Origin of the sequence: Lentzea sp. NPDC058436, assembly GCF_042721515.1 — a bacterium.
Lineage (GTDB): Bacteria > Actinomycetota > Actinomycetes > Mycobacteriales > Pseudonocardiaceae > Lentzea.
The window spans coordinates 726,650-753,395 of the sequence record NZ_JBHXLF010000001.1 but is presented as its reverse complement, the minus strand read 5'-3'; the positions used below and the strand labels follow the sequence as shown (position 1 = coordinate 753,395).

25 protein-coding genes are annotated in these 26,746 nt (G+C 71.4%); 10 read left to right on the top strand and 15 right to left on the bottom strand.

The genetic code is table 11. The features are described from left to right. Positions 1-11 precede the first annotated feature (11 nt). On the top strand, positions 12-962 hold the full coding sequence (locus ACFWN2_RS03105; protein WP_382424597.1) for an alpha/beta fold hydrolase: 951 nt from the start codon (positions 12-14) through the stop codon (positions 960-962). Here ACFWN2_RS03105 and ACFWN2_RS03100 read toward each other — a convergent pair. The 10 genes from ACFWN2_RS03100 to ACFWN2_RS03055 form a co-directional block, all read right to left on the bottom strand. Beyond that, complete coding sequence (locus tag ACFWN2_RS03100) at positions 955-2,190, bottom strand: DUF1501 domain-containing protein (RefSeq protein ID WP_382424596.1); 1,236 nt, start codon at positions 2,188-2,190, stop codon at positions 955-957. The genes ACFWN2_RS03105 and ACFWN2_RS03100 overlap by 8 nt on opposite strands. A gap of 4 nt (positions 2,191-2,194) precedes the next feature. Then, complete coding sequence (locus ACFWN2_RS03095; protein ID WP_382424595.1) at positions 2,195-3,475, bottom strand: DUF1800 family protein; 1,281 nt, start codon at positions 3,473-3,475, stop codon at positions 2,195-2,197. 53 nt (positions 3,476-3,528) lie between these two features. Next, positions 3,529-3,987 carry a ribose-5-phosphate isomerase gene (locus tag ACFWN2_RS03090; protein WP_382425578.1) on the bottom strand — a complete coding sequence of 153 codons (459 nt, stop codon included), beginning with the start codon at positions 3,985-3,987 and terminating at the stop codon, positions 3,529-3,531. A 2-nt stretch (positions 3,988-3,989) separates the two neighbouring features. After that, on the bottom strand, positions 3,990-5,711 hold the full coding sequence (locus tag ACFWN2_RS03085) for a dihydroxyacetone kinase family protein (RefSeq protein ID WP_382424594.1): 1,722 nt from the start codon (positions 5,709-5,711) through the stop codon (positions 3,990-3,992). Then, a complete protein-coding gene (locus ACFWN2_RS03080; RefSeq protein ID WP_382424593.1) occupies positions 5,708-6,814 on the bottom strand; it encodes an alcohol dehydrogenase catalytic domain-containing protein in 1,107 nt (368 codons plus the stop codon). The genes ACFWN2_RS03085 and ACFWN2_RS03080 overlap by 4 nt, the downstream gene beginning before the upstream one ends. Before the next feature lie 154 nt (positions 6,815-6,968). Beyond that, positions 6,969-7,946: a sugar-binding transcriptional regulator gene (locus ACFWN2_RS03075; protein ID WP_382424592.1), complete on the bottom strand. Its 978-nt coding sequence runs from the start codon at positions 7,944-7,946 to the stop codon at positions 6,969-6,971. A gap of 49 nt (positions 7,947-7,995) precedes the next feature. Further along, complete coding sequence (locus ACFWN2_RS03070; protein ID WP_382424591.1) at positions 7,996-8,976, bottom strand: D-ribose ABC transporter substrate-binding protein; 981 nt, start codon at positions 8,974-8,976, stop codon at positions 7,996-7,998. 17 nt (positions 8,977-8,993) lie between these two features. Continuing rightward, a complete protein-coding gene (locus tag ACFWN2_RS03065; protein WP_382424590.1) occupies positions 8,994-10,109 on the bottom strand; it encodes an ABC transporter permease in 1,116 nt (371 codons plus the stop codon). Further along, positions 10,106-11,641 (bottom strand): sugar ABC transporter ATP-binding protein, encoded by a 1,536-nt coding sequence (locus tag ACFWN2_RS03060; protein ID WP_382424589.1) that lies wholly within the window; start codon positions 11,639-11,641, stop codon positions 10,106-10,108. Before ACFWN2_RS03060 ends, ACFWN2_RS03065 begins: the two co-directional genes overlap by 4 nt. Then, positions 11,638-12,315, bottom strand: a complete 678-nt coding sequence (locus ACFWN2_RS03055) for a DUF2291 family protein (RefSeq protein ID WP_382424588.1) — start codon at positions 12,313-12,315, stop codon at positions 11,638-11,640. The genes ACFWN2_RS03060 and ACFWN2_RS03055 overlap by 4 nt, the downstream gene beginning before the upstream one ends. Positions 12,316-12,486: 171 nt before the next feature. Here ACFWN2_RS03055 and ACFWN2_RS03050 point away from each other — a divergent pair, with 171 nt between their 5' ends. After that, positions 12,487-13,905, top strand: coding sequence for an FGGY family carbohydrate kinase (locus ACFWN2_RS03050; RefSeq protein WP_382424587.1), 1,419 nt, complete (start codon positions 12,487-12,489; stop codon positions 13,903-13,905). Positions 13,906-13,912: 7 nt separating this feature from the next. Here ACFWN2_RS03050 and ACFWN2_RS03045 read toward each other — a convergent pair whose 3' ends face one another. Then, a complete protein-coding gene (locus ACFWN2_RS03045; RefSeq protein WP_382424586.1) occupies positions 13,913-14,542 on the bottom strand; it encodes a maleylpyruvate isomerase family mycothiol-dependent enzyme in 630 nt (209 codons plus the stop codon). Positions 14,543-14,556: 14 nt separating this feature from the next. Next, on the bottom strand, positions 14,557-15,192 hold the full coding sequence (locus ACFWN2_RS03040; protein ID WP_382424585.1) for a TetR/AcrR family transcriptional regulator: 636 nt from the start codon (positions 15,190-15,192) through the stop codon (positions 14,557-14,559). 131 nt (positions 15,193-15,323) lie between these two features. Here ACFWN2_RS03040 and ACFWN2_RS03035 point away from each other — a divergent pair, with 131 nt between their 5' ends. The 6 genes from ACFWN2_RS03035 to ACFWN2_RS03010 are packed head-to-tail and all read left to right on the top strand — an operon-like array spanning position 15,324 to position 22,303. Continuing rightward, entirely contained in the window at positions 15,324-16,442 is a 1,119-nt protein-coding gene (locus tag ACFWN2_RS03035; RefSeq protein WP_382424584.1) for a VOC family protein, read from the top strand. Further along, positions 16,439-17,374 carry a fumarylacetoacetate hydrolase family protein gene (locus ACFWN2_RS03030; protein ID WP_382424583.1) on the top strand — a complete coding sequence of 312 codons (936 nt, stop codon included), beginning with the start codon at positions 16,439-16,441 and terminating at the stop codon, positions 17,372-17,374. Before ACFWN2_RS03035 ends, ACFWN2_RS03030 begins: the two co-directional genes overlap by 4 nt. After that, the gene (locus tag ACFWN2_RS03025; RefSeq protein ID WP_382424582.1) at positions 17,371-18,789 is read left to right on the top strand and encodes a bifunctional 3-(3-hydroxy-phenyl)propionate/3-hydroxycinnamic acid hydroxylase; all 1,419 of its coding nucleotides are present in this window, start codon (positions 17,371-17,373) and stop codon (positions 18,787-18,789) included. The genes ACFWN2_RS03030 and ACFWN2_RS03025 overlap by 4 nt, the downstream gene beginning before the upstream one ends. Next, entirely contained in the window at positions 18,786-19,661 is an 876-nt protein-coding gene (locus ACFWN2_RS03020; RefSeq protein ID WP_382424581.1) for an amidohydrolase family protein, read from the top strand. The genes ACFWN2_RS03025 and ACFWN2_RS03020 overlap by 4 nt, the downstream gene beginning before the upstream one ends. A gap of 9 nt (positions 19,662-19,670) precedes the next feature. Next, complete coding sequence (locus ACFWN2_RS03015) at positions 19,671-21,032, top strand: sulfatase (RefSeq protein ID WP_382424580.1); 1,362 nt, start codon at positions 19,671-19,673, stop codon at positions 21,030-21,032. After that, positions 21,029-22,303: a DUF1254 domain-containing protein gene (locus ACFWN2_RS03010; RefSeq protein ID WP_382424579.1), complete on the top strand. Its 1,275-nt coding sequence runs from the start codon at positions 21,029-21,031 to the stop codon at positions 22,301-22,303. The genes ACFWN2_RS03015 and ACFWN2_RS03010 overlap by 4 nt, the downstream gene beginning before the upstream one ends. Positions 22,304-22,364: 61 nt before the next feature. Here ACFWN2_RS03010 and ACFWN2_RS03005 read toward each other — a convergent pair whose 3' ends face one another. Next, a complete protein-coding gene (locus ACFWN2_RS03005; protein ID WP_382424578.1) occupies positions 22,365-22,502 on the bottom strand; it encodes a hypothetical protein in 138 nt (45 codons plus the stop codon). A 251-nt stretch (positions 22,503-22,753) separates the two neighbouring features. On the opposite strand from ACFWN2_RS03005, the gene ACFWN2_RS03000 reads away from it, so the two are divergent. Continuing rightward, positions 22,754-23,887 carry a helix-turn-helix domain-containing protein gene (locus ACFWN2_RS03000; protein ID WP_382424576.1) on the top strand — a complete coding sequence of 378 codons (1,134 nt, stop codon included), beginning with the start codon at positions 22,754-22,756 and terminating at the stop codon, positions 23,885-23,887. 124 nt (positions 23,888-24,011) lie between these two features. Then, positions 24,012-24,365, top strand: coding sequence for a hypothetical protein (locus ACFWN2_RS02995; RefSeq protein ID WP_382424574.1), 354 nt, complete (start codon positions 24,012-24,014; stop codon positions 24,363-24,365). Positions 24,366-24,502: 137 nt separating this feature from the next. On the opposite strand, the gene ACFWN2_RS02990 is transcribed toward ACFWN2_RS02995, so the two are convergent. Both ACFWN2_RS02990 and ACFWN2_RS02985 read right to left on the bottom strand, forming a co-directional pair. Next, the gene (locus tag ACFWN2_RS02990; protein WP_382424572.1) at positions 24,503-25,753 is read right to left on the bottom strand and encodes a glutamate synthase-related protein; all 1,251 of its coding nucleotides are present in this window, start codon (positions 25,751-25,753) and stop codon (positions 24,503-24,505) included. After that, complete coding sequence (locus ACFWN2_RS02985; RefSeq protein ID WP_382424570.1) at positions 25,750-26,742, bottom strand: asparagine synthetase A; 993 nt, start codon at positions 26,740-26,742, stop codon at positions 25,750-25,752. The genes ACFWN2_RS02990 and ACFWN2_RS02985 overlap by 4 nt, the downstream gene beginning before the upstream one ends. Positions 26,743-26,746 lie beyond the last annotated feature (4 nt).

Below are 26,746 nucleotides of genomic sequence, written 5' to 3'. Positions count from 1 at the left end.
AGGATGAGGTCATGTCCATCTCAACCGACTTCCCCGAGCCCACCCTCGTCCCGGTCAACGGCGTGGTGCTCGAAGTGTTCGAAGCAGGCAGGGAGAACGCGGGCAACCCCGTCGTGCTCTGCCACGGCTGGCCCGAGCACGCCTTCTCCTGGCGCCACCAGATGACCGCGCTCGCCGCGGCGGGCTACCACGTCCTCGTCCCGAACCAGCGGGGATACGGCAACTCGACGAGACCGGCCGACGTGACGGACTACGACCTCGAACACCTGACGGGCGATCTCGTCGCACTGCTCGACCACCACGGCTACGAGGACGCCACCTTCATCGGCCACGACTGGGGAGCGCACGTCGTCTGGGGACTGGCGATGCTGCACCCGGAGCGCGTGAACAAGGTGATCAACCTGAGCCTGCCGTACCTCGAACGCGGGGCGAAGCCCTGGGTCGAGTTCCTGGAGGAGGTCGTCGGCGGCGACTCCCACCTCGTCCACTTCAACCGGCAGCCCGGCGTCGCGGACGCGGTGTTCGACGAGAACCCCGCCCGGTTCCTCCGCAACCTGTTCCGCAAGAACGAACCGCCCGCGCAACCGCAGCCGGGCATGCCGTTCATCAACCTCGCCCGAGCCGAGACGCCGCTCGGCGAGCCGCTGATGAGCGACGACGACCTGGCGGTGTTCGTCTCGGCTTTCGAGGTGTCGGGGTTCACGGGCGGCCTGAACTGGTACCGCAACCTCGACCGCAACTGGCACCTGCTGGCGGACGTGGACCCGATCATCCGCCGGCCGGCGCTCATGGTCTACGGCGACCGGGACACGATCGCGAAGTCCGCGAACCTCGCGGACTTCGTGCCCGGCGTGGAGGTGACCAGCCTGGACTGCGGCCACTGGATCCAGCAGGAGAGGCCGGAGGAGCTCAACCAGGTGATCCTGAAGTGGTTGCGGCACCAGGAATCCGATCTCAGGTGAACACCCCTTCGAGCTGTCCTGTGTGGTCCTTCAGCACCCTGCCCGGTTCCGTGCCCAGCACGTTGTCGAGCAGGGCCGCGTAGACGTCCCGGAAGTCCGTGGTCTGCCTGAGGTCTCCGTCGTCGAGGTCGGTCAGGCTCGGCTGGGCGCCGTGGAAGCCGCCCCGGACCCCGTTGCCCAGCAGGAAGACCGGGCCCGCCGTGCCGTGGTCCGTTCCGTCGCTCGCGTTGGCGCGCACGCGCCTGCCGAACTCGGAGTAGACCAGCACGACCGCCCGCTTCCCCACCCTGCGGACGAACGGGGTGAGGGCGGCGTCCAGTTCGGACAGCAGGCGTTGCTGGGTCGCGCGTTCGTCGGAGTGCGTGTCGAACCCGCCCAGCGACGCCGAGTAGACGCGGCACGGCACGCCGGCCTCGATCAGCCGGGCGACCACGTCCAGCTGTGCTCCCAGCGCGCCACCGCCGCCGGCCGAGGAACCCTTGTCCCGCTGGTCGTCCGGGTCGTCGTCCGGCAGCTTGCCGCCGTTCGGCGATCCGGTGAGGGTGGTGGCGGTGTGGCGCAGGTCCGCGATGGACCGCGCGACCCGTGCCTGCCATTGCTCCTCGCCATCGGACACCTGCCCGAGCGCGGTGAACGCGTCACCGAGCGGACCGGATGGCAGTTTCAGGCCGCTCAACGGGAACGACGCCGCGGCAGTGCGTTCCCCGGCGAGCATCGGCGGCAGCAGGGGTTCCAGGGAGAGCGCCCGCAACGGGTCGTCGCCCGCGGTCTCGTCGAGCCAGCGCCCCAGCCAGCCGGACGGCACGGAGGTGCGGGGCGAGGCCGTCTGCCAGATGGCCATCGAGCGGAAGTGGCTGTGGTCGGGCTGGGCGTAGCCGACGCCGCGCACGATGGCGAGTCCGCGTTCGTCCCAGATCTGCTTGAGGCCCTTGAGACCGGGGTTCAGCCCCAGTCCCTCGCCCAGGCCGAGCACCTCGCCCGGTTCGTAGGCGAGGTCCGGCCGTGCGTCCTGATAGGCGCGATCCTCTGCCGGCACAACGGTGTTGAGGCCGTCGTTGCCTCCGTAGAGCGTCACGACGACCAGCACGCCCTGGCTCGCGTCGAGCGGGTCGTCGGACGCGGCCTTCATCAGGTCGTCCCAGTTCACCTGCGTGGCGCCGATCGCGAGGGCGCCGGCCGCGGTGACACCGGACAACGTCAGGAAACGGCGTCGGGTCAGCTTGTCCACGAGTTCACCTGCTCACCACGTATTCGGGGGCGCTCGCCGCCACGACGACGAGCTGCACCGGGTTGTCGGCGACCTTGCCGAGCGCGGTCTTCGTCCGGTCCGACCAGGAGTCCACGCCGAGCAGACGCCGCACCCCCTCGATCCGGTCGGCCGTGCCCAGGGCCGTCTTCAGGTCGGCTCGTTCCGCCACGAGCTTCGCGAGGTCGAGCCGCGACGGCCACGCGGCCGTCGTCAGCCACGCGCCACCGGCGGGCCAGCCTCCGACGCTCGGCGGGCGGAAGGGCGTCTGCCCGAGCCCGCGCAGGGCCCGCAGCAGGGAGTCCGCCTGCTTGCGGTTCAGGTCGCGCGGCCGGACGCCGAGCGCCCGCATCAGCCCCACGGCCCACTCGACGGGCTGCTTCACCAGCACGTTGGCCGAATCGCGGAAGGCGGGCTCGGAGGCCATGGCGCGCAACAACGATCGCGTGTCGCGCCGGAAGGCGGTGACGAGCCTGGCCGTCACGTCGGCGGCGGGCGGCTGCGCGGACACCATGCGGAACCACGCTCTGCCCACCACGAACTCGGGACTCTCCTTGCGCTCCAGCACGAGCGCCACCAGCGACTCCGCCGTGAACCGGTCGCGGCGCCCGAAGACGGTCTTGCTGCTGTCGTCGTGGCGCTTGGCGACCAGCTCGGCCTTGCCGGTGTCGGCGCGCACGGTCCAGCCGGTCAGCGCCCGCGCGGCCTCCCGCACGTCCTGTTCCTCGTAGTGGCCGATGCCCAGCGCGAAGAGCTCCATGAACTCCCGCGCGAGGTTCTCGTTCGGCGACCCGGACCTGTTGTCGTTGCCGTCGAGCCACACCAGCATCGCCGGGTCGACCACGAGGGCCTGTGCGAGGTCCGCGAACGGGCCCAGGCCGAGCCTGCGGAACGTCTCGTTCTGCGCCAGCATCGCCCCGGGCGACCGCACCTTCTGCTCACTCGTCGCGAAGTGCCCGTGCCAGAACCACGTCACGCGCTCCACGGCCGGTCTGCCCGTCGTGACCATGCGGTCGAGCCACCACGTCGTCAGCGCGTGGTCGTCCTCGGAACGCTGCTGTGCCGCGTCCTGCTTGGCCGCGCGGTCGCCCTTCACCGGGCGGGGCGGGCTGGCGGGCGTCGGTGCGGGCACGTCACCGGCGGCATCACCGGTGAGCAGCGCGTCGAGCGTGGCGTCGAACGGCCTGTCCAGATCTCCTGGCCGCGGTCCCGCACCCAGCCGGTCGTGCAGCCTGCGTACCGCGGCGCGATCGTCCAGTTGCACCATGGCGGACAGTGTTCGTCGTGTGCCGCGGGGTGACCAGCGCCCAGGGAGATCCTTCAGACTCGCTTCAGGCGCTCGAACTCGTCGATCGCCCGCACCTTCCCCGCTGATCCGGTGCTCGGGTCGAAGGTGTAGCCGAGCCACTCGGACACCAGCCGCCGCGCCAGTTCGAGGCCCACGACCCGCTGTCCCATGCACAGGACCTGCGCGTTGTTGCTGAGCACCGAACGTTCGACGGAGTACGAGTCGTGCGCCGTCACCGCGCGCACGCCCTCGACCTTGTTGGCCGAGATGGCGACACCCAGCCCCGTGCCGCAGATGAGGATCGCGCGGTCGGCACGCCCGTCGGCGACGAGCTGGGCGGCGTCGATCGCGATGTGCGGGTACGCGGTGTGACCGTCCGAGGCGACACCGACGTCGACGACCTCGCCGACCCTGTCGTCCGCGGCCAGGTCGGCCTTGATGGACTCCTTGTACTCGAACCCGGCGTCGTCGGACCCGACGACGATGCGCATGGTCATGCGGAACGCTCCGAAGTGAGATGGGCACCGATCGCGGTGCACAGCAGTGCGAACGAGGTGGCGCCCGCGTCCGGGGTGCCGACGCTCCGCTCGGCGAGGGGACGCGCGCGGCCTGTCCGCGGTGTCAGGTCGGCGGTCTCCTCGGCGGCCATGGTGGCGACCGCGGCGGCGACCGACCACGCCTTCGGCACCGCGACGCCGGTGTTCAGCGTCGTCTCCAGCTCGACGCTGAACGGCACCAGCGCGTCGACCATGGTCTTGTCGCCGAGCTGCGCCTTGCCCAGCTTGTGGATGGTGGCGGTGAACTCCCGCACGGCGCGCGCCAGGTCGTCGGGGCCGAACGCCGCGCCGTAGTCGTCCAGGCCGCGGCCCACCGCCTCGATCGCCGCGCCCCAGAGCACGCCGGACGTGCCGCCCGCCTCGTCGGCCCACGCCTGGCCGGCCTGCCGCAGCACCCACCCGGCACCCGCGTCCGCGCCGGCGCCCTCGGCCCGTGCGAGCGCGGCCTCCACGCCCTTGCGCATGCCGCGGCCGTGGTCGCCATCGCCGGCCACCGCGTCGATGCGCCCCAGTTCGTGCTCGTGCTCGGCGATGGTGTCGCGGGCGACCTTCAGCACGGCGCGGATCGTGCCCGCGAGCCGCACGGACTCGGCGCTCGCGCCCGGCACGGCGAGCACCGGCGGCACCAGCTGGCGTTCGGCGGCGGCGGGCGGGACGAGTGGCTGCAGCGGGGCGGCCGTCTTGCGGTAGCCGGGGGTGTAGGCGTCGGCGCACCACAGGCGTTCGAGGTCGTCGTTGAGCCACATCAGCGTCAGGGAGCACCCGCCCATGTCGAGGCTCGTGACCAGTTCACCGACCTCGGGCGCCACGATCGTGAGACCTGCCTCGCGCAGCCGTGCGGACACGATCCGCCAGAGCAGGAACAGCTCCTCGTACTTGGTGGTGCCCAGGCCGTTGAGGATCACCGCGACCCGGCGTGAGCTCGTGTCCGGCGCGTCGGCGAGCAGGTCGTCGACGAGCATCCTGCCCAGTTCGGTCGCGGGTAACGTGGGCAGGTCGCGGATGCCCGGCTCGCCGTGGATGCCCAGGCCCAGGCCCAGCTGTCCGGGCGGCACGGTGAACAACGGCTCGTCGGCGCCCGGCATCGTGCAGCCGGAGAACGCCACGCCGAGCGTGCGGGTGTGGTCGTTGGCCGCGCGGCCGAAGGTCTCGACGACGTCGATGTCGTGCCCCTCGGCGGCCGCGGCGCCCAGCACCTTGAAGACGGTGAAGTCGCCAGCGATGCCGCGCCGCCGCGGGATGTCCGACGAGGACGCGATGTCGTCGGTGACCAGCACGATGCGCGTGTCGACGCCCTCGTCGCGCATCCGGTCGGCGGCGAGCCCGAAGTTGATCACGTCGCCGGCGTAGTTGCCGAAGCTGAAGATCACGCCCCTGCCCTGGTCCGCCGCCCGGCCGACGGAGGCGGCCTGCGACGCGGACGGCGAGGTGAAGATGTTGCCCACCACGGCTCCGGTGGCGAAGCCGGGTCCGACGGTGCCGCAGAACGCCGGGTAGTGCCCCGAACCGCCGCCGATGACGACGGCGACCTGCGGCTGTGCCGTCCGGTGCGCCACCACGCCGCCGGGGACTCCGCGCAGCCGGTCGGCGTAGAGGTCGAGGAACCCTTCGAGCTGGTCCTCGGCGAAGCGGGCGGGGTCGTCGAAGATCCTGGTCACGCGCTCGCCCCCGCTCCGTGCGGCAGGATCGAGACCTTGATCGAGGACCCGCCCGTGTCGGCGACGAGGTCGAGGCCCTTCTGGAACTCCGCCATCGGCAGCTGGTGCGTGCAGATGTCGGCGACGGGCAGCCTGCCCTCCTCCAGCATCTTGATCGCGGCGGGCCAGCAGTGCGGGCCGAGGTGCGCGCCCAGCACGTCCAGTTCCTTGTCGTCGGAGATGATCGACCAGTCGACCGAGACGTCCGAGCCGAACACCGAGTACTCGACGTACGTCCCGAGCTTGCGCAGCAGGTTCAGGCCCTGGCCGACCGCCGACGGGTGGCCCGTGCCCTCCAGGTAGACGTCCGCGCCGTACCCGTCGGTCATGTCCTTGACGGCGGCGACGGCGTCCTGCCTGCCGATGTTGATGACGACGTCGGCGCCGCACCGGCGGCCGAGCTCCAGCTTGGCGTCGTCGAGGTCCAGCGCGATCAGGAGCTTCGGGTTCTTCGCCTTCGCGCCCGCCACGAGGCCGAGCCCGATCGGGCCGCAGCCGGCGACGACCACCACGTCGTCGAAGGAGATCGAGGCCCGTTCGACGGCGTGCAGCGCGCACGACAGCGGTTCGGCGAACGCCGCGTGGTGGGCGGGCAGGTCCTTGGAGATCGGGTGCACCCTGGCCTTGGTGGGGATCAGCATGTACTCGGCCATCGCACCGTTGTAGTTGCGGAAGCCGAACATGTCGTGCGGCCCGCACATCCAGTACTGGCCGCGGCGGCAGTAGCGACACTCCTCGCACGGCACGATCTGCTCGCACACCACCCGGTCGCCGAGCGCGACGCGGTGCGAGGCCAGTCCTGCCTCGTCGCCCGCCACCACCGTGCCGACGAACTCGTGGCCCGGCGTGATGCCGGTCTGCGCCCAGGCGGGGCGGTTGTCGTCGCCCCAGAACTTCGGGGCGCCGTGGAAGCACTTCAGGTCGCTCGCGCAGATGCCCACGGCCTCGACCCGCATCAGCAGGTCGCCCTCCCCCAGCGAGGGGACGTCGACCTCCTCCAGTCGGTAGTCCTGGGGTCCGTGCACGACGACGGCCTGCATGCGGCTCGGGATCTCGGAGAACACCGGCGACCTCCTCAACGGTTGCTACCGCTTCAGAGTGGTTCGCCGACCGGCCGCTGTCAACACATGTTCAGACCATTTGTTCACGCAGTTCAGGGGCCGTTTTCCAGGCATGCCGAAGGGCCGGTCGACTGACCGGCACGACGGAACCGTCAGGTCAGGAGGCGACGCGCTCGTTGGCCGCGTCGAGCAGTTCGCTCGCGGTCAGCGAGTCCGTCACGAGCTCGGTGAACCAGCCCGCGCCGGCCGCGGCGAGGATGCTCCTGACCTTCTCGTGCCCGGAGGCCACCGCGATCACGGTCGGCACCTCGCGCAGCACTTCGAGACTCGTCGACACCACGCGGTCGGAGCCCTCGAACACCAGCGGCAGACCGTCGGCACCGAAGAACCGCGTGCACACGTCGCCCGCCGCCTCCTTGATCCACGGCGCGTCCTTGGGCACGAAGCTCGGCAGCGAGCGACGCGCGGCAGGCGGTGCGCCGACACCCACGACGGCGCACCGAGCCCTGCCCCACAGCTCCTGGACCCTCGTGAACGACGGGTCGTCCATCAGCTTCTCGTGCAGGTCGGGGCCCGGCAGCGCCGGTGCGTAGAGGAACACCGGCCTGCCGCCGACCTTGGCCGCGATCTGCCGGGTGACCTCGTTGGTCTGGTACCAGGGCTCGGGATCGTCCTGGCCGCCGACCGTGGGCACGATGGTCACGCCCGGCAGTTCCGGCAGGTCGGACTGCGCGACCTCGTACACCGCGCGCCCCGACCCGACGAGCAGCACGTCGTCGGACTGCAGGTCCATCGACCGCAACGCGCGGGTGAGCGCCGAGGCGAGCGACGCGCCGACGACCGCGCGCGGGGCGAACGGCGCGAGGTGCACCTTCCGCAACCCGAGCGCGACCCTGACCTGTTCGGCCAGCGACGCGTCGTCCTCACTGCCGGGAGCCACGAGCTCGATGCGGACGACGCCCTGGCGCCGCGCCTCCGCGAGCAGCCTGCTGACCGTCGGCCTGCTGGTCCCGAGGCGCGTGGCGATCTGCGCCTGGGTCTGCTCCTCGAGGTAGTAGAGGGCTCCCACGGCGTAGAGCAGCTGGGGCGTGATGCGCGGCTGCTCCCGCCCTGAGGCGTTCCCGCTGCCAGTCATGATCCCGCGGTCTCCCCGCTCTCGGTGTCCGCCGACGGCAGGCCGGCTCCTATCCCGCGGCGAGGACGAAGTTGTTGACCTTGGGAGCGACGTCCTTCGAGACGAGCGTACAGTCGAGCGCCTGCTTCTCCTCGGAGGCGCCGCTCTGGCCGGTCTTGATCTTACTGGCGAGCTGCGCCACCGCCTTGGTGGTGCCCTCGACGATCGGTTGCAGCACCGAGGCGACCATCTCCCCGCGCTTCACGGCCTCCACCGCGTCCTGGTTGCCGTCGAAGCCCAGAACCTTGACCTGGGCGAGCTTTCCGGCCTGCTTCAACGCGTTGATCGCGCCCAGAGCCATCTCGTCGTTGCCCGCGATCACCCCGTTCAGGTCGGGGTTCTTGGACAGCAACGCCTCCATCTTCTGCTGGCCCTCCGTGCGGTCCCAGTTGCCGATCTCCTCGCCGATCTTCTTCAGGTCCGGGTACTGGGAGAGCACGCCCTTGTAGCCGTCCGAACGGACCTGGGCGTTGTTGTCGCTGGGCTTGCCGAGCAGTTCGACGTACGTGCCCTTGTACCCCATCGCGCTCGCCCACGCCTCCGCGCCGAGCGTGGCGCCCTGGGCGTTGTTGGACACGATCTGCGAGGTCGCGAGGCCGGTCTTGTTGATCTCGGCGTTGACCAGCACCACCGGGATCTTCGCGTCCACCAGCTTCTGCACGGCGGCGATGCTCTCCTCGGCGCCCGCCGGGTCGAGGATGACGCCGGCGACCTTGTCGTTGATCGCCGTCTCGATCATCGTGTTCTGCTGCGCGGGGTCGTTCTTGTGCGCGGAGAGCGTGTACTTGTACCCGGCCTTGGTGACCTCGCTCTGGGCGGTGTCGACCTCGGCCTTCCAGTAGGGGTTCGACGGGTCGACCGTGATGATCGCGATCGTGCTCGACTGCGTCGCCGCGCCCTGGCCGTCGCCACCGCACGCGGTGACGGTCAGCGCCAGGCCGGCGGCGAGGAACGCGGCGGCGAACCGGCGTCGGTGCAAGCGGTCGGTCATGGGGTCCTGCCTTTCACTCACGAGGTTTGCGGCTGCTCTGCCGATCGCACGGCCGCTGCGGCACGGCGTGCGTTGCGGCGCCGCTGGAGGAGTTGCTGGATCTGGTCGACCGCGACCGCGAGGATGATCACGGCACCGGTGATCACCTGCTGCCAGAACGGCGAGACGCCGATGATGACCAGTCCGTTGGCCAGGAACCCGATCACGAACGCGCCGATGATCGTGCCGCGCACGGTGCCGCGGCCGCCCGAGAGCGCCGCACCGCCGATGACGACGGCGGCGATCGCGTTGAGTTCGTAGAACTGGCCAAGGTCCGCGGTCGCGGAGCTGATGTTCGCGACCTGGAGGACCCCCACGACCGACGCGCACAGTCCGGAAAGGACGTAGATCCGGGTCTGCACGCGCTTCACGGGCACGCCCGAGAGCTGGGCGGCGCGTTCGTTGCTGCCGGTCGCGTAGAGCCACCGGCCGAACGGGGTCTTGGTGAGCAGCAGGGAGAACGCGATGGCGAGCGCGACCATGACCCAGGCGGCGAGCGGAAGTCCGAGGGGCCTGCTCGCGAACACCTCGAAGAAGCCCGTGTTGCCCAGGTACGGCTGTCCGCTCAGCTCGTTGGTGATGTTCTGGCCGTTGAGCAGTACCTGGGTCAGACCCCTTGCCACGTAGAGCATTCCGAGCGTGACGATGAACGGTGCGAGCCCTAGTCGTGCGATCAGCAAGCCGTTCACGAGTCCGGCGAGCGCGCCGACTCCGGCGCAGACCAGGACGACGACCCACACCGCCGGGTACGCGATGGCGTCGGTCAGCGGGATGTCGAGGCCGCGGAACAGGGTTCCCGCCACGGCACCGGTGAGACCGACCGTGGAGCCGACCGACAGGTCGATGCCGCCGTTGAGGATGACGAGCAGCATGCCGAGCGCGACGATCGCGTTGAACGCCACCTGTTTGATGATCGTGACGATGTTGCCGGCGGAGAGGTAGTTGTCCGACAGCAGCGCGAAGGCCACGATGATCACGATCAGCGCGATGAGGGCCCTGCCCTCGACGAGCACCGCGTTCAGGGTGATCGGGGACCGGTTCCGCGCGGCGGGCGCCGCCTGCCTGGCCGCCGGGGCCTCGGTCGTGGTGTTCACAGTTCGCCTCCGTTCTGGTGGGCGGGGGTCTGCTCGCCGGAGGCGGCCATGACCTCGTCGCGGGTGCAGGTGCGGGGATCGAACTCGCGGACGACGCGGCCCCTGTTCATGACGACCACGCGGTGGGAGGCGGTGAGCGCCTCGCCGACCTCGGACGTCGCGTAGAGGACGGCCATGCCCTCGCGCGCCTTCCGGTACAGCAGCGCGAAGATCTCGCCCTTCGCCCCGACGTCGATGCCGCGGGTGGGTTCGTCGAGCAGCAGCACGGACGGGCTGGTCATGAGCATCTTGCCGATCACGACCTTCTGCTGGTTGCCGCCGGAGAGCGAGCTGATCGGCGCCTGCGGGTGCGCTGTTTTCACCCGCACGTCCACGATCTGGCGTTCGATGCCGGTCCGTTCCTGGCCTCGCTTGATGAAGCCGCGCCGCACGGTCGTCAGCAGGCTCGCCAGCGACAGGTTCGCGCCGACGCCGAGCATCGGGACGAGACCGTCGCGCTGCCGGTCCTCGGGGACGAGCCCCAGGCCGAGGCCGATCCGTTCGGCGATCGACCTCCCGGCGAGGTCGGCGCGACCCAGCAGCGTCCGTCCACTCGCGACGGAGGTCCGGCCGGCGATCGCTTCGAGCAGCTCGGTCCGGCCGGCGCCCATCAGCCCGTAGAGGCAGACGATCTCGCCGGCCCGCACGTCGAGCGACAGGTCGTCGACCACGACGCGGCCGGTCTCCGGTTCCGCGACCGTCAGGTTCTCGATCGACAGGGCGACGTCGCCGTGCTCGCGGGGCTCGTCGCTGAAGTCGTAGTCGGCGTCGCGGCCCACCATCGTGCGCACCACCCAGGCCAGGTCGAGGTCCTGCGCGTCCTTCGTCGCCACGAGTGCGCCGTCGCGGAACACCACGGCGTGGTCGGCGATCTCGATCGCCTCCTCCAGGTGGTGGGAGATGTAGACGATCGCCACGCCCTGCGCGCAGAGCTCGCGGATGACCTTGAACAGGACCTCGATCTCACCGGCGGACAGCGCCGACGTCGGTTCGTCCATGATCAGGACGCGGGCATCGGCGGCGAGTGCGCGGGCGATCTCGACGATCTGCTGCTGGCCCACCCGGAGGTCCTGCACGAGGGTGCCGGGCGTGATCGGTTCCTCCAGGCGGTCCATGAGGGCCTGGGTGATCCTCCGTTCCGCGGAGTAGTCGATCGAACCGAAGCGCGTGCGCAGCTCGCGGCCGATGAAGACGTTGTCGCGCACGGACAGGTTCGGGCAGAGGTTGAGCTCCTGGTGGATGATCGCGATCCCGCGCCGCACCGCGTCGTCGGTGGACGCCAGCACGACCGGCTCGCCGTCGAGGACCAGCTCTCCCGAGGTCGGCTGCTCCACCCCGGAGAGGATCTTCATGAGGGTGGACTTGCCCGCGCCGTTCTCGCCGAACAGCACGGTGACCTTGCCGCGCCGCACCTCGAAGTCGACGCCGCGCAAGGCTCGCGTGACCCCGTAGACCTTGGTGACGCCGACAGCCCGCAGGACGACCTCGCTCACGAGACCACCTCGACCGTGATCGGCTGCACGACGACCGGCTTGGCGGGCGGCACGGTGTTCGTGGGCGCGACGACGTTCATCACCCCGACGACCTTCACCTTCTTGCCCGCGAGAGTGCCCGCCTTCTGCAGCTCGGCGGTCATGAGCTTGCGCAGCTCGTCGCCGACCTGCTGGAAGCGCGTCTGGTCTGGGGCCTGGGCGAACGTGAACCCCATGGCGTCGCGGACGACCGAGCCGTTGAGGGCGGGACCCGCGGCCACGGTCACCGCCGTCTGCGCCGGCACGCCGTCGACCTGGACGCGTGCGCCCGAGTCCCCCGCCTCGGTGATCACGCCCTCGACGGTGACCGGGAAGGCGTAGGCGTTCTGGTTCGGCGTGGCCGCCTTGAACGACGCGGCCGCCGCCTTGACGTCGGTCTGCAGCGCCTGCACGACCTGCGCCAGCGGCACCGCGGTTCCCGGCAGCTCACCGCGCGCTCGGTTCCAGAGCTCGGCGGAGCTCGCGGCCGGGTCGAAGGGCTTGGGGGCGAGCGCCGCCACCTCGTCGCGGGTCAGGAAACGGGTGTCGAGCGCCATCACCACGACCAGCAGCAGCACGGCGACCGGGCCGGCGACCTGCCGGACTCTGCGCCGCGACCAGCCGCTGGCACTGCCGGGAACTGTCAGAGCGGACAAGGCGATGTCCTCCAGACGATGGTCCGAGTGGTGCAGATCACGTGTCCAGAGGACGGTAGCCGAGCACTGAACATATGTCCACGACAAATGTTCACGGCCGGATTCGGGGCCTCGACGCCTACGCTGCGCATGAGCGTTGAGACGAGGCGGTCGAGACGGGCGAGGTGAGTGGTGGATCTTCTCGGCATCGACGTCGGGACATCGATCGCCAAAGCCGTGCTGTTCGACGACTCCGGGCAGGTGGTCCGCAGCGCGAGCAGGCCGATCACCCTGCTCCACCCCGAGCACGGACACGTCGAGCAGGACGTGGACGAGCTGATGCGCGAGGTCCGTTCCGCGGTCTCGGAGGTGACCGCCGGAGGCGCCAGACCCTCGCTGGTCGCGATCACCGGGCAGGGCGACGGCTGCTGGCTCGTCGACGACCGCGGCCAGCCTGTACGCACCGCGATCAGCTGGATGGACGCCAGGAGCGCGGGCATCGTCGACGACTGGTCGCAGGACGGCACAGCGGCCAAGATCTACTCGGTCAACGGCAACGCCGTCTTCTCCGGCTCGATGGCACCCGTCCTCGCCTGGCTGGACCGGCACGAACCCCGGTCGCTCGACCTCGCCGCCACCGCCGCCCACTGCAAGGACGTCGTCTTCCAGCAGTTCACCGGCCTGCGCGCGACGGACGACTCGGACGCCTCCCTGCCGTTCGGCGTGCCGGAGGGCGGGACCTACTCGGCCGACGTCCTGCGGCTGACCGGCCTCGCGCACCGGGCGGACCTCCTGGCGCCCGTGGTGGCACCGCTGCCGATCGCTCCTAACAGGACGGACCTGCTGCCCGCGTCCGCGGTCGTCACCTCCGGCCCGTTCGACCTGCCCGCCTGCGCGGTGGGCGGCGGCGTCGACCGGCCTGGCGACGGCCTGCTGATCATCGGCACCACGCTGGGATGCCAGGTCCTCACCGAACGGCTCGACACCTCGGGCGCCCCGTCCGGCATGCACGTCACCTCCGGCCCCGGCAGGTGGATGCGGGTCATGGCGGCGATGTCCGGATGTTCCGCGCTGGACTGGGTTCTGGACCTCACGGGCATGCGGCACGAGAGCCTTGACGCGATCCTCGGCACGTCCTCGCCGGGCGCGTCGGGCGTCGAGGTGCTGCCCCACCTGGCGCCGTCGGGCGAACGGGCGCCCGTGCTGGACCAGAAGGCCAGCGGTCAGTTCACCGGGGTCAGGCTCACCACCACCCCGGCCGACCTGGTGCGCGCCACGTGCGAGGGCCTCGCCTACACCGCGCGAGAGTGCTTCGAGGCGGCGGGCCTGACCGGACGGGTCGTGGTGTGCGGCGGCGGAGCGCGCTCACGGGCGTGGCTGGAGATCTTCGCCTCGGTGCTCGGCCGCCCGTTGCACGTCGCGCGCAGCCCCGAGGTGGGGGCGCGCGGAGCGGTGCTGGCCGCACTGCGGGCGACCGGCGCCGACCCCGACACGGCCGCCTGGACCAGGCCCGAGTCCGTCGTGGAGCCCGTGCCCGCACTCGTGCGGCGCTACGAGGACGGGTACCTCAGGTTCCTGCGGCACCGCGACGCGGCCCGCTTGATGGCCTGACCGGACCTCAGCAACGGCCGCGCAGGTCCTCCACGCCGTCACCGGTGAGCTCGTCGCAGAACGCGCCGCGCCCGGTCATCGCCATGACCAGGGCCAGCGTCGGACCGCGGACCTCCTCGCCCGCACCGGTCGTGAAGCCGGAATCCGTTGCGACCAGACGAAGTCCGCCGATGCGGCCCTTCGCGAGCACGACGAGATCGGTCGAGGCGTAGTGCTCGGCGACCAGCATGAGCACCTCCTGCGGCACGTCCCGCCGGATGCCCAGCGGCCTGCGGATGTCCTCGGCGTGCACGACCTGCTCGGCCAGCGCTCCCACGCTCGACCCGCGGAAGCCGAGGGGCGTGGTGGACCGGTTCACCGCGGCACGGAACCGGGCGAGGGTCTCGGCGGGCGAGTCACCTAGTTGCTCGCGGAGCCGGTCGACCAGCTGCCGGTCGAAGTCGAACCGCACCCGCACGACTCCCAGGAACCAGCGCGGGAACGACAGCACCGCGCCCGCGGTGAGATGCGCCAGCACCTCGCGGACTGACAGTTCGCTGCACAGCGACGTCGTCGCCCACTGCTCGTCCGTCAGGCCGGCGAGGTCCTCGGCCAAGGCGGCTCGTTCGGCATGCACCAGCGACCACGTCGTGTCCACGTGGCCATTATCGGTCACGAGATCACGGGCAGCGGGCGCCGGACGACCTCGGCCGAGTCCTCAGGGGACAGTCCGAGCATCCGCAGGACCATCTCGGCCATTCCTGCGGCGGCCCCGTCACAGTCGACGTCCGGGCGGGTGAACCGCAGTTCGATCATCGCGAGCAGCGAGCCGCCCATGGCCGTCAGGGCCAGCATCACGTCGACCGGCAGGAAGCGTCCGGTCGCGATGCCGTGCTCCAGGTCGCGGCGGGCGCGCGGTGCCAGGCCGGTGTCGGTGTGCAGCAGGCTGATGGAACGGCGGCGCAGCACCTGCATGAGCTCCGGGTGCGTGTCGGCCATGCGCGCGGCGAGCCGGAAGCCTCCCGCGAGCAGTTCCGCCGGGTCGTCCACGCCGTCGAGGCCCTGGTCGAACGCGGCGCCGAACTCCTCCAGCGCCTCCGTGACGGCCGCGTCGAACAGGTCGGCCTTCGACGCGAAGTGGTTGTAGAAGGAGCCGAAGCCGACGTCGGCGCGTTCCGCGATCTGCTGGATGCTCGCCGCGCTCTCCTCCCCCTCGGCCAGGATCCGCCGGGCCGCGCCGACCAGTGCCTGCCTGGTCGCGGCCCGGCGACGTTCGTTGCGGGTGCCGGACTGGGCCGTGGTCGCCATGCGCGCGAGCCTAACAGCACAACTGACGGTCGTCACAAAACTGAGGGTTTCATCAGTTATGTTGCGCGGCCACTATCCGTGATGGCATGGTCATAACTGATGAAGTCATCAGTTACTGGCCGGGAGGGTGGATGCGGACCGCACATCAGGACCTGCACAGCGAGTTCGGCGGGCACAGGAACGAACACAGGGGCAGGGCGCGCAACCCCGTGATCAAGGCCGCCGACCTCGCGTGGCTCGAGTTCGAGAAGCCCGACCTGGACCGCGCGGCGGTGTTCGCCCGCGACTTCGGCTTCGAGATCGCCGCACGGGAGCCGGACGCGCTGTGGCTGCGCGGCACGTTCGGTGGCCCGCCCTGCATGGTGATCCGCCGGGGGCGCTCGTCGCGGTTCATCGGGCCCGCGTTCCGCGCCGCCGAGCGCGCCGACCTGCAGCGACTGGCCCGCTCCACCGGACGTGACGTGCGCGCGGCCGACGTTCCGGGCGGTGGCGAGGTCGTGGACCTGCTCGACCCGTCGGGGTTCCCGGTGCGGGTCGTGCACTGCGCGCTCGCGTTGCCGGCGTTGCCCGAACAGGTGCCGCTGACGTTGAACTTCGGCACCGCCCCCGCACGCACGAACGCGACCCAGCGGCCACCGCGCGAACCGTCGCGGATCCAGCGCCTCGGGCACGTCGTGCTGGAGACGCCGGTGTTCGTTCGCGCGCTCGACTGGTACCTGGAGACGCTCGGCCTGATCGTCAGCGACTTCCTGTTCCTCGACGGGCAGCGCGACCGGGGGCCGACGATGGCGTTCCTGCGCTGCGACCGGGGCACCGAGGCCGCCGACCACCACACCCTCGCGATGCACCTGAGCCCCGGCACCGGGTACGTGCACTCCGCCTACCAGGTCACCGACCTCGACTCGATCGCGGCGGGCGGCGAGTACCTGGCCGAGCGCGGCTACCAGCGCAGCTGGGGCATCGGCAGGCACGTCCAGGGCAGCCAGCTCTTCGACTACTGGCGCGACCCCGACCGGTTCATGCTGGAGCACTTCGCCGACGGCGACCTGTTCTCGTGCGACGTCGAACCCGGCTGGGCGCCGATGTCCGCGAGCGGCCTCGCCCAGTGGGGGCCGCCGGTCACCCGCGACTTCCTCGGCACGAACCCCTCCCCCGCGCTCGTGCGCCGGCTGGTGGCCGCGATGCGCGACGACGACAACGAGATCGACCTCGCCCGCCTGGTGGCCCTGAAGAAAGCGATGTCCTCATGAGCACCAACGTCCTGCGCACCCACGACGGCTGGTGGGTCGCCCGCGGTGACCACGCCGTGCCGATCGACACGACCGCGACGACGACCGCTGAGGTGATCGCCGCGACCGAGTCCGTGCGCGCCGCCGTCGAGTCCACAGAGGACGGTGTGCCGATCGCCTCGCTGGAGCCGCTCTCCCCGGTCACGGCGCCGTGCCGGGTCGTCGCGCAGATGGTGAACTACCGCAGCCACGCCAACGACTCCGGCTTCACGGGCGACATCCCGCCCGCGTTCTTCCGCAAGGCCTCCGGCTCCGTCAGCGGACCCGGCGCGGCGATCAGGCGGCCGTCGCACGTGCGGTTCCTCGACTACGAGGTCGAGCTGGGTCTCGTGCTCGGGGCGGAGCTGCCGATCGGCGCCGTGGTCACCGAGTCCGACCTGCCGAAGTACGTGGCGGGGCTGGTGATCACCAACGACGTGAGCGCCCGTGACGTCCAGCTGACGAAGACGCAGTTCTACGAGAGCAAGTCCTACCCGACGTTCACGCCAACCGGCCCGTTCCTCGCGCTGCTCGAACCCGACGACTTCCCGCACCTCACGAGCCTGCGGTTGTCGTTGTCGGTCAACGGAGAACTCCGTCAGGACCGCACCGTCACCGACATGATCGTCCGGCCGGCGCAGGCGCTGACGCTGCTCGCCCGTTTCCAGACGCTCGACCCCGGTGACCTGCTGCTCACCGGCACGCCCGGCGGCACGGCGCTCAAGGCCCCGCCGAAGATCGCGGAGAAGATCGGCGCGCTGCTGCCCGCCGACGTGAAGTGGAAGATGTTCTTCCGCAGCCAGTCCCGCAACCCGCGCTACCTCGCCGACGGCGACGTCGTGACAGCCACCATCGCCACCCCGGACGGCAGGATCGACCTCGGCCGCCAGCACACGCCCGTGGTGGGGTCGTGACCGTCGTGGTCGTCGGCGCGGGCCCGGTCGGGGTCACCGCCGCGTTGCTGCTGGCCCGTCAGGGAGTGCCGACGATCCTGCTGGAGCGGCACGAGGACGTCTTCCCGTTGCCGCGCGCGGTCGCCGTGGACGACGAGGTGCAGCGCGTGCTGCAGGCCGCCGGGGTAGCCGAGGCGTTCGCGGCGATCTCCCGGCCGTCGCGCGGGTTGCGGCTCGTCGACGCACGCCACCGCGTGATCGCCGAGTTCGCGCGTTCTCCGTTGGGCGCGCACGGGTTCCCGCAGACCAGCATGTTCGACCAGCCCGCGCTCGAACGCGTGCTGCGCGACGAGCTCGCCCGTCAGCCGTTGTGCGAACTGCGGTCCGGCGTGGAAGTGGTCGCCGTGCGGGAGGGTTCGGTCACGTACCTGCGTGACGGCGTCGCCACGACCGTCGAGGCGGACGCGGTGCTCGGCTGCGACGGCGCGAACAGCCTGACGCGCCACGCGATCGGCGCCTCCTGGCACGACTTCGGGTTCGCCGAGGAGTGGACGGTCGTCGACGTGCGCACCGACGCGGCCGTGCGCTGCTGGGAAGGGGTCGACCAGGTCTGCGATCCACGCCGGCCCGCGACGTTCATGCGGATCGGCGAGGACCGCTACCGCTGGGAGTTCCGGCTCACCGGCGAGGCCGACGACGCCCGGATCCGCCGGCTCGTGGCGCCGTGGACGCGTCCCGCGCCGGACGAGAAGTTCGAGGTGGTCAGGAAGGCCCGCTACACGTTCCGGGCGCGGGTCGCGGACCGGTGGCGGCACGGGCGGGTCTTCCTCCTCGGCGACGCGGCCCACCAGACGCCGCCGTTCGTCGGACAGGGTCTGTGCGCGGGCCTGCGGGACGCGGCCAACCTCACCTGGAAGCTCGCGCTCGTGTTGCGCGGCGCGGACGAACGCCTGCTCGACACCTACGAGGCGGAACGCTCCCCGCACGTGCGGCGCGTGATCCGGACGGCCGTCGCGGCGGGCTGGGCGATGACCGGTGGCCAGGACCGCGCGGCCGCGGTGCGGCACATGGCCACCGCCGCGCTGTGCCGTCTGCCCGGCGTGCCCGGCCTGGTCACCCGCGACCGAGCGGTGCCGCGGGGTCCGTTGAGCCGCGGGACGACCTGTCCGCAACCCCGGGTCGGCGGCAGACCGCTGGACGACCTGCTCGGCAGCTCCTTCGCCGTGGTGGCAAGGGAACTGACACCGGGCGTCCAGGCGATCGCGACGGCGATGGGCGCACCGGTCGTGCAGGCGCGCGAACTCGACGAGTGGCTCGCCGCAGGACGGCTCGACGCGGCGCTGATCCGTCCTGACAGGACGGTGCTGGACGTGGTTCCGGCCGGTGCGGGCGAGTTCACCGGAGTGGCCGGCTGGGCAAGGCTGGTGAGCGCGTGAACGGGGCCATCGACGTCCACGCCCACTACGTCACGCCACGGCTGCGCGCGGCCATGGAGGCGGCCGGTCACGGTCAGCCGGACGGGATGCCGTCGATCCCGGAGTGGAGCGCCGCGTCCACCCTGCGGCTGATGGATTCCCTTGGCATCAAGGCACAACTGCTGTCGGTGTCGTCGCCGGGAGTGAACTTCGGTGACACCTCGCTGGCCCGCGAGGTCAACGAGGAGGGCGCGGAGGTCGTGGCCGCGCACCCGGACCGGTTCGGGCTGCTGGCCTCGGTGCCGCTGCCCGACCTGGACGCGGCGCTGGTCGAGGTCCGGCACGCGTTCGACGTGCTGGGTGCCGACGGGATCACGCTGCTGACCCACTACGAAGGCCGTCACCTCGGGCACGAGTGCTACGAACCGCTGATGGCCGAGCTCGACCGGCGGGGCGCGGTCGTGCTGCTGCACCCCACGTCACCGCACTGCGACACCGGCACCGGGTTCCCGCGGCCGATGCTGGAGTTCCCGTTCGAGACGACCCGCGCGGTGACGTCGCTGATCCTCAACGGCGTCCTGGACCGCTACCCGGCGATCCGGTTCGTCGTGCCCCACGCCGGCGCCGCGCTGCCCGCACTGGCCGACCGCGTCGCGGCCTTCGGCGGCCCGGACGTGCTGCGGGCCCTGCGCTCCCTGCACTACGACCTCGCGGGGTTCGCGTTGCCACGCCTGCTGCCCGCGCTGCTCGCGCTCACCGAGCCCGACCAGCTGCTCTACGGCAGCGACCACCCGTTCACACCGGAGTTCGCGGTGCGCGGTCTCGCCGCCGCGCTCGCCGAGACCGGCATCCCGCTCGACCGAGCAGCGGCCCTGTTCCCGCGCTTCGCCTGAGAGGACACCATGTCACTGACTCGTCGCGCCTTCGGAGGCCTCCTCGGCACCGTCGCCGCGGGCCTGTCCGTCCCACCCGCGCAGGCCGAACCGGCCCGCCGCCCGAACGTGCTGATCGTCCTCGCCGACGACCTCGGCTGGGCCGACCTGTCCTGCTACGGCTCACCGCACATCAAGACCCCGAACCTGGATCGCCTGGCAGCACAGGGAATCCGGTTCACCGACGGGTACTCGGGCTCGTCGACGTGCTCCCCCACCCGGCTGAGCCTCTACACAGGACGCTATCCGGGACGGATCCCCGCCGGGCTCGAAGAACCGATCGAGGCACCCGGCGCCGGACTCGACCCGAGCCACCCGACGCTCGCGTCCATGCTGCGTTCGGCCGGCTACACGACCGCGATGATCGGCAAGTGGCACTGCGGCTCGCTGCCGTCGCACAGCCCGACGAAGTCCGGCTGGGAGGAGTTCTTCGGCAACTTCGGCGGTTCGATGGAGTACTACTCGAAGCTCGACACCGAGGGCCGCTACGACCTCTACGAGGGCGAGACTCCGTTCCAGGACCTGCGCTACTACACGCGGATCCTCACCGAGCGGGCGGCGGAGTTCGTCACGCGCCACCACGAGAAGCCGTGGCTGCTCAACCTCAACTTCACCACCCCGCACTGGCCGTGGATCGCCGAGGGCGACGTGCGGGAGGCGAAGCGGCTCGAACACCTGGTCCGCACGCTTCCGCCGGAGCAGAAGACCCTGGCCATGGCCCACCTCGACGGCGGGTCCGTCGCGAAGTACGCGCAGATGGTCGAGGACCTGGACCGGTCGGTCGGCGAGGTCCTCGCCTCGGTGGGCCCCGACACCCTGGTGATCTTCTCCAGCGACAACGGGGGTGAGCGCTTCTCCTACACCTGGCCGTTCGCCGGCATCAAGGGAGTGCTGCAGGAGGGCGGCATCCGCGTCCCGACCCTCGTCCGCTGGCCCGCGCGCATCCGCGGCGGCCAGGTCAGCTCCACCCCGGTGTTCACGCCGGACTGGACCGCCACCGTGCTGGAACTCGCCGGCGCGCAACCGGTTCTGCCGCTGGACGGCGTGAGCCTGGTCCGCCATCTCCTGCACGGCGAGGCCGCACCGGCCCGAGACCTGTTCTGGCGCACGGAAACCCAGCGCGCGCTGCGCAGGGGCAAGTGGAAGTACCACCGCGCCGAGGACGCGGACCTCCCGTTCTACCGGGGGAAGGACCTCCTGTTCGACCTCGACGCCGATCCCCGCGAGCAGGCCAACCGCGCGCTGCACGAGCCGGCCCTCGTGGCCGAGCTCCGCGCCGCCTGGGAAGCCGTCGACGCGGGCCTGCTGCCCTACCCGGAGGGAACCGAATGATCATCGCGCTCGCCGTGGCGACCGCCGCGAGCCTCGTCAGCCCGTCCACCGCGGTCTCCGCCGACCAGGCCGCGCTCAACGCCTACCTCTACACCTATCCCCTGGTGTCCGTGGAGGTCACCAAGCGGAGCTCCGGCGTGCCCGCCAACCAGCTCTCGCACATGCCGGTGGTGCCCGACGCGTCGTTCACCGGAGTGGTCCGGCCGAACGTCGACACGCTGTACACCTCGATGTTCTTCGACGCCTCCGCCGGCCCGGTCGTCGTCACCGTGCCGGACATGGGCGAGCGCTACCACCTCTTCCAGCTCATGGACGCGTGGACGAACGTCGAGGGCTCGCCTGGCACGCGCACGATCGACTCGTCCGGATACCGGTTCGCGATCGCCGGCCCGGACTGGCACGGCAGCCTCCCGGACGGCACGCACCTCTACCGCATGCCGACGGACGCGGGGTGGATGCTCGGCCGGATCCAGCTCAACGGCACCGACGACCTCCCCGCCGTGCGGGCGTTGCAGCAACAGATCTCCGTGGAGTCACCCGCTGTCGCGCAGCCCCGCGAGACGGTGCCCGAGGTCATCAGCGGCCTGACCGCGCAGCAGTACTGGGACCTCTACTACGCCAGCGCATCCCATGACCAGCCTCGGCCGCAGGACCGGAAGTTCCTGCGCGAGATGAAGCGCCACGGCTGGAGCCCTGACCGTCCGGTCGACCTGGCGAAGATGCCTGACGCGTGGGAGTCCGCGTGGCCCAGGGCGTTGGCGGCGTTGGACACCGACCTCGGCGTCACGCCCGTCAACGGGTGGAGCGTCATCCTCGACGGCATCGGCGAGTACGGCACCGACTACCGGAACCGGGCGATCTTCGCCCGTCACCTGCTGGCCGCGAACCTGCCTGAGGACGCGGTCTACCCCAGCACGGAGGTAGACGCGGAGGGCCGGCAACTCGTCGGCGAGAACACCTACGTCCTGCACTTCCCCGCCGGCCAACTCCCACCGGCCAACGCCTTCTGGTCCTTGACCGCCTACAACGCCCAGGGCTACCTGATCGACAACCCGGTGGACCGCTACGCCGTGCGCGGCGAACAGCTCGCCCGCAACGCCGACGGCTCCGTGGACATCCACCTCCGGCCGACCCCGCCGCAGACGGAGTCGAACTGGCTGCCGACTCCCGCGAGCGGCGAGTTCAGCCTCATGCTGCGGCTGTACTGGCCGGGGCAGGAGGTGCTGGACGGGAACTGGCACCCGCCGGCGGTCCAGCGCGCCGGCGACTGACCACGAACACACGAGAGCCGGACGGGATGCGCGATCCCGTCCGGCTCTCGGTTCGTTCAGCTCACTCCCAGGGGTTGCTGTCCGCCACGGTGACGGTCGTCGTGTCGGTGACGGCGTGGGCGGTGGTGGCGGCGACGGTGGTCATCGCCGCGACGGCGAGGGCGACAGCGGCGATCTTGGCGATGACGGTGCGGGCCATTTCAAGCTCCTCGGGAATGTTTTTCTCCGGCGACATCACAAACGTTATGGGGGTCGCTAATCCCGGCACTATCTCGCCGTTTATCCCGGCGCTATCACGGCCGATATCACGAGATAAACAGGCCTTGAACTGCGAAAACGGGCTATTTCACGGCGTTTGCGGACGAGATATGCGCCGAGATGGCAGCGTGATAGCGGGGATGCCGAGCATTGGCTCGACAAAATCACCCGCCGTGAAAAGAGGATGCCGAGATGGCCACACCGCCCGCCTTGGACCCCGGACTTCCGCCCTTCGCACTGCTCCTGCGCAGGCACCGCAGCCGGGTCGGGTTGACGCAGCGCGAGCTGGCCGACCTGTCGACGGTGAGCGTGCGGGCCATCCGGGACCTGGAGCAGGGGCGGGCGTTGCGGCCGCGGCCGGACACGGTGCGGTTGATCGCCGAGGGGCTGCGGCTGGGCAGCCGGGCGCGGCACGACCTGGAGGTGGCCGCGGACCCGGACCGGCGCGCCGAGGTCGACCCGGCCGCCGCCGTGCCGCCCACCTCGTTGACCGCGCAGGTGGGGCGTGACCTCCAGACCGGCGCGCTGGCAGCCGAACTGGCCGACGGGTGCAGGCTCACGACCGTCGTCGGCCTGCCCGGCGTGGGCAAGACGCGGTTCGCGGCCGCGGTGGCCGGGGTGGTGCACGCGAAGATGCCGGTGTTGTGGGCAGGCCTGGACGGCACGCCGCTGCGGGACCCCCGCCTGGCCGGGCTGGTGACGGCGTGGTCGGCGGCCGTGCGCACGGGCGGACGGACCGACGACGACCTCGCCGAGGTGATCGGGACCCGTTCCGCGCTGGTGGTCCTCGACGGTGTCGACGGGCCGGTCTGCGGGGACGGCGTGCTGCGCCTGCTCGCAGACTGCCCCCGCGTGCGGGTGCTGATCACCGCACCGGCGCCGTGCGGGCTCGCCGGGGAACGGGTGTTCCTGCTCTCCGGCCTCGAACCCGCCGACGCGGCCCGCCTGCTGCTCACGGACCACCCCGGTGCGGCCGACCCGGTCGAGGTCGAACGCCTGTGCCGTGCCCTCGACGGCCTGCCCGCGGCGCTGGCCGCTGTGGGTTCGTGGCTGTCGGTCTACCCGCTGCCGGAACTGGCGGCCACCGACCCTGCCTGTCTGCTCGACGACACCCTCGTGCGCGCACTGGCAGGCGCCGCCGAGCCCTACCGCCGGTTCCTGGAGGACCTCCCGCCGCGCTTCGGCCCGTCGGCCGACACCGGCCGCCTGCTGCGCGACCTCCTCCAACGCGGCCTGGTGCGGCCCGTCGAGACCGAGACCGGCCGCAGCTTCACCGTCTCCCCGCTCATCCGCTCGGTGCTGGCGGCCACGCCGCCGACGCCCTGACGGGGTCGACGATGCTCCGGTGGGGCGTGTCCAGACACGCCCCCGGCCTGCCTCCCGGACTGCCGAGGACGCCGCCGTCCTCGTGGTGGACTGGGTCCGACGCCGATCCTGGGGAGCGTGACCGATGGCCGACATGAGCAACACCGGTCCGATAGGAGCCGCGACGGAACCCCCCGTGCACGCCTTCTTCGTCCCCGCCGGCCCGGAGGTCCTGAGCGTGTGGCCGCCCACTCCACACGCTCGCCGGGCCGCCGCGTGGGCCCTGCGGACGCTCGGATACGCCCACGTGGGCGGTCTGGTGTCCCTGATAGCCCCCACTTCCGACGCTCACGCGGAGTGCCTGGCCATCGCCCTGGCGGTCGCCGACGCCGTGGCGGGCGGCCACCGGCCACCGGGGCCGCTCCCCGATCTGGCCGTCCGGCTGCGGGCCGACCCCGTCGACCTGTGCGGACTTCGTGCCGCAGCAGGACTCGCCTGAACCGCGAGATGCCCGCACCGGATGTCGGTGCGGGCATCGGGCTTTCCCACACAGGAAAGGACCCACTCCTGTTGCCAGGGCAGCAACAGAACCGGCCCGCTCCTGACACCGGAGCGGGCCCTACCTGTTCCCCAGCACTACACCTGTGCCGCCACCCTCTCGCCGGCGGGCACCGACCATCCGTCCGGCGACCACAGGTCCTCTGAGGACAGTACGGACGGGTGGTACTTGCCCAGCGCGCTGATGAGCAGCCGCAGTTCCAGGGTCATCGCCTCCACCAGTCGGGTCAGGCCCGCGCGGGGGTTCTCGTCGACCGCGAGCAGCGCGGCCCGGCCGAGCCCCGTGGCGGTCGCCCCGGCGGCCAGGCACTTCACGGCGCGCAGCCCCTCCCAGACCCGGCCCGACACGAGGAGGCAGCCACGCGGGGAACCCATGCGGCGCAGGCATTCCGCCAGTGGAAGGCCGACGCCCGCCAACGATGCCGTGGGCGCCCATCCGCTGCCACCCTCGGCCCCGTCCACGGTGACCGCGTCCGCGCCGGCCTGCCACGCCACGTCCGCCGCAGCGGCGACGTCACGTCCCGGCGGGAGCTTCACCCAGACCCGTGCCCGCGGGTAGTTGTTGCGCATCAGGCGGACCTGCTGGCGGAGGATCTCCTCGGTGAACGTCCCCGGGCTCGCGCAGCGCAGCACCCTGTCCCCCAACGGTTCCAGGGCGAACTGGTCGGCCAGGCGGTCCGCCGCGGCACGGTCGACGACGGTGAGGCCGCCGATGCCGGGTTTGGCGCCCTGACCGACCTTCAGCTCGAAGCCCAGCCGTCCCGACTCCAGCAGGAACCGCGTCGCCGGGTCGCTGTAGACGCGGTTCCAGACCTCGGCGTCCGCGTCCTCCGTGCTCTGCTGCACGACGACCCCGCCCGCACCCTCCGGGGCGTGGTCGGCGTAGGCGGAGATCCTGGCCAGCAGCGACCGTTCGCCGGTGTAGCCGTCGACGGGGACGACGTTCTCGCCGACGACCATCGGGATGCCCAGTGCGCCCGCCTGCGCGGCGGCGGCCAGACCCAGGTCGGTGCCCACGGCACGGGTCGAGCCGAAGGCCGACAGGTACAGCGGCAGGCGCGAGCGGAACCCGCCGACGGTGGTCTCCAGGTCGACGTCGCCGTGCAGGGGTTCGCGGGCCAGGTCGATGAGCTTCTCCAGGCGCAGCGGCATGAACACCGGGGGCACCAGGCGCGCCGCGTCGAGCGCGTCGGCGGGTGACACGCCCTGCGGTTCGCCCAGCAGGGTGCTGCCGTAGTCGGACAGCGCCGGGAACGCCGCCGCCGCACCGGTGCGAGCCCGTTCCCGGACGGCGTCCTCCGGGAAGGTGTCCGCCCGCAGCGCGGTCACGGCGACACCACGCCGGGGATCTTCGGGAACGCGCTGGCCTGCCAGACCGCGTCCAGCCCGCACAGGTACCGGACCAGCCGCTCCAGGCCGATGCCGAAGCCCGCGCTGGACGGGACGCCCTCGCGCACCATCTTCAGGTACCAGGCGTACTTCGCCGGGTTCTCCCCGGTCTCGCGCATCCTGGCGATGATGGCGGCGTACTCGTGCTCGCGCTCGCTGCCGCTGCACAGCTCGCCGAAGCCCTCGGGCGCCAGCAGGTCGAAGTTGAGCAGGTGGCCGGGCGTCGCCGGGTTCTCGCGGTCGTAGAAGCCGCGCGAGCCCTTGGGGTAGTCGGTGAGGAAGAACGGCCTGCTGGCCTTGGCCGACAGCAGCGCCTCCCCCGTCCAGTCGATCTCGGCGTCGGGGTTCTGGGCGTGGCCGGCGTCGTGCAGGTCGGCGACCGCGGCGGCGTGCGTGCGCCGATCGAAGGCGTTGCCCGACAACAGATCGGCGAACGCGCCGGGGTCGCGGCCCAGGACCTCCAGTTCGGGGGCGCAACGCTCGACGACCCGGCGCACGACGTGCACGACGAGGTTCTCGGCGACCTTCGTCGCGTCGTCGCGGGAGGCGCCGGCGACCTCGACGTCGATCTGGTGGAACTCGGCGAGGTGCCTGCTGGTCGAGCTGGTCTCCAACGGCTCCAGGCGCACGTTGGGGGCGATGCAGAAGATCCGGTCGAACGCGGTCAGCGACGCCTGCTTGTAGAGGATCGCGCTGGTCATCAGCTTGTAGCGGTGGCCGTAGTAGTCGACGTCGACCTGCTTGGCCCCGCGCGCTCCCGGGTCGGTGACCGGGCCGATGACCGGCGGGAGCATCTCGGTGAAGCCCTGCCCGCCCAGGTGCTCGCGCACGGCGTCGAGCACGCGGTGCTGCACGCGCAGCACCGCGCGGGTGGCCGGTGAGGTCAGGTGGGCGCGCGGGTCCGCCGGCGCCGGGGTGGTGGTGTCCATGGTG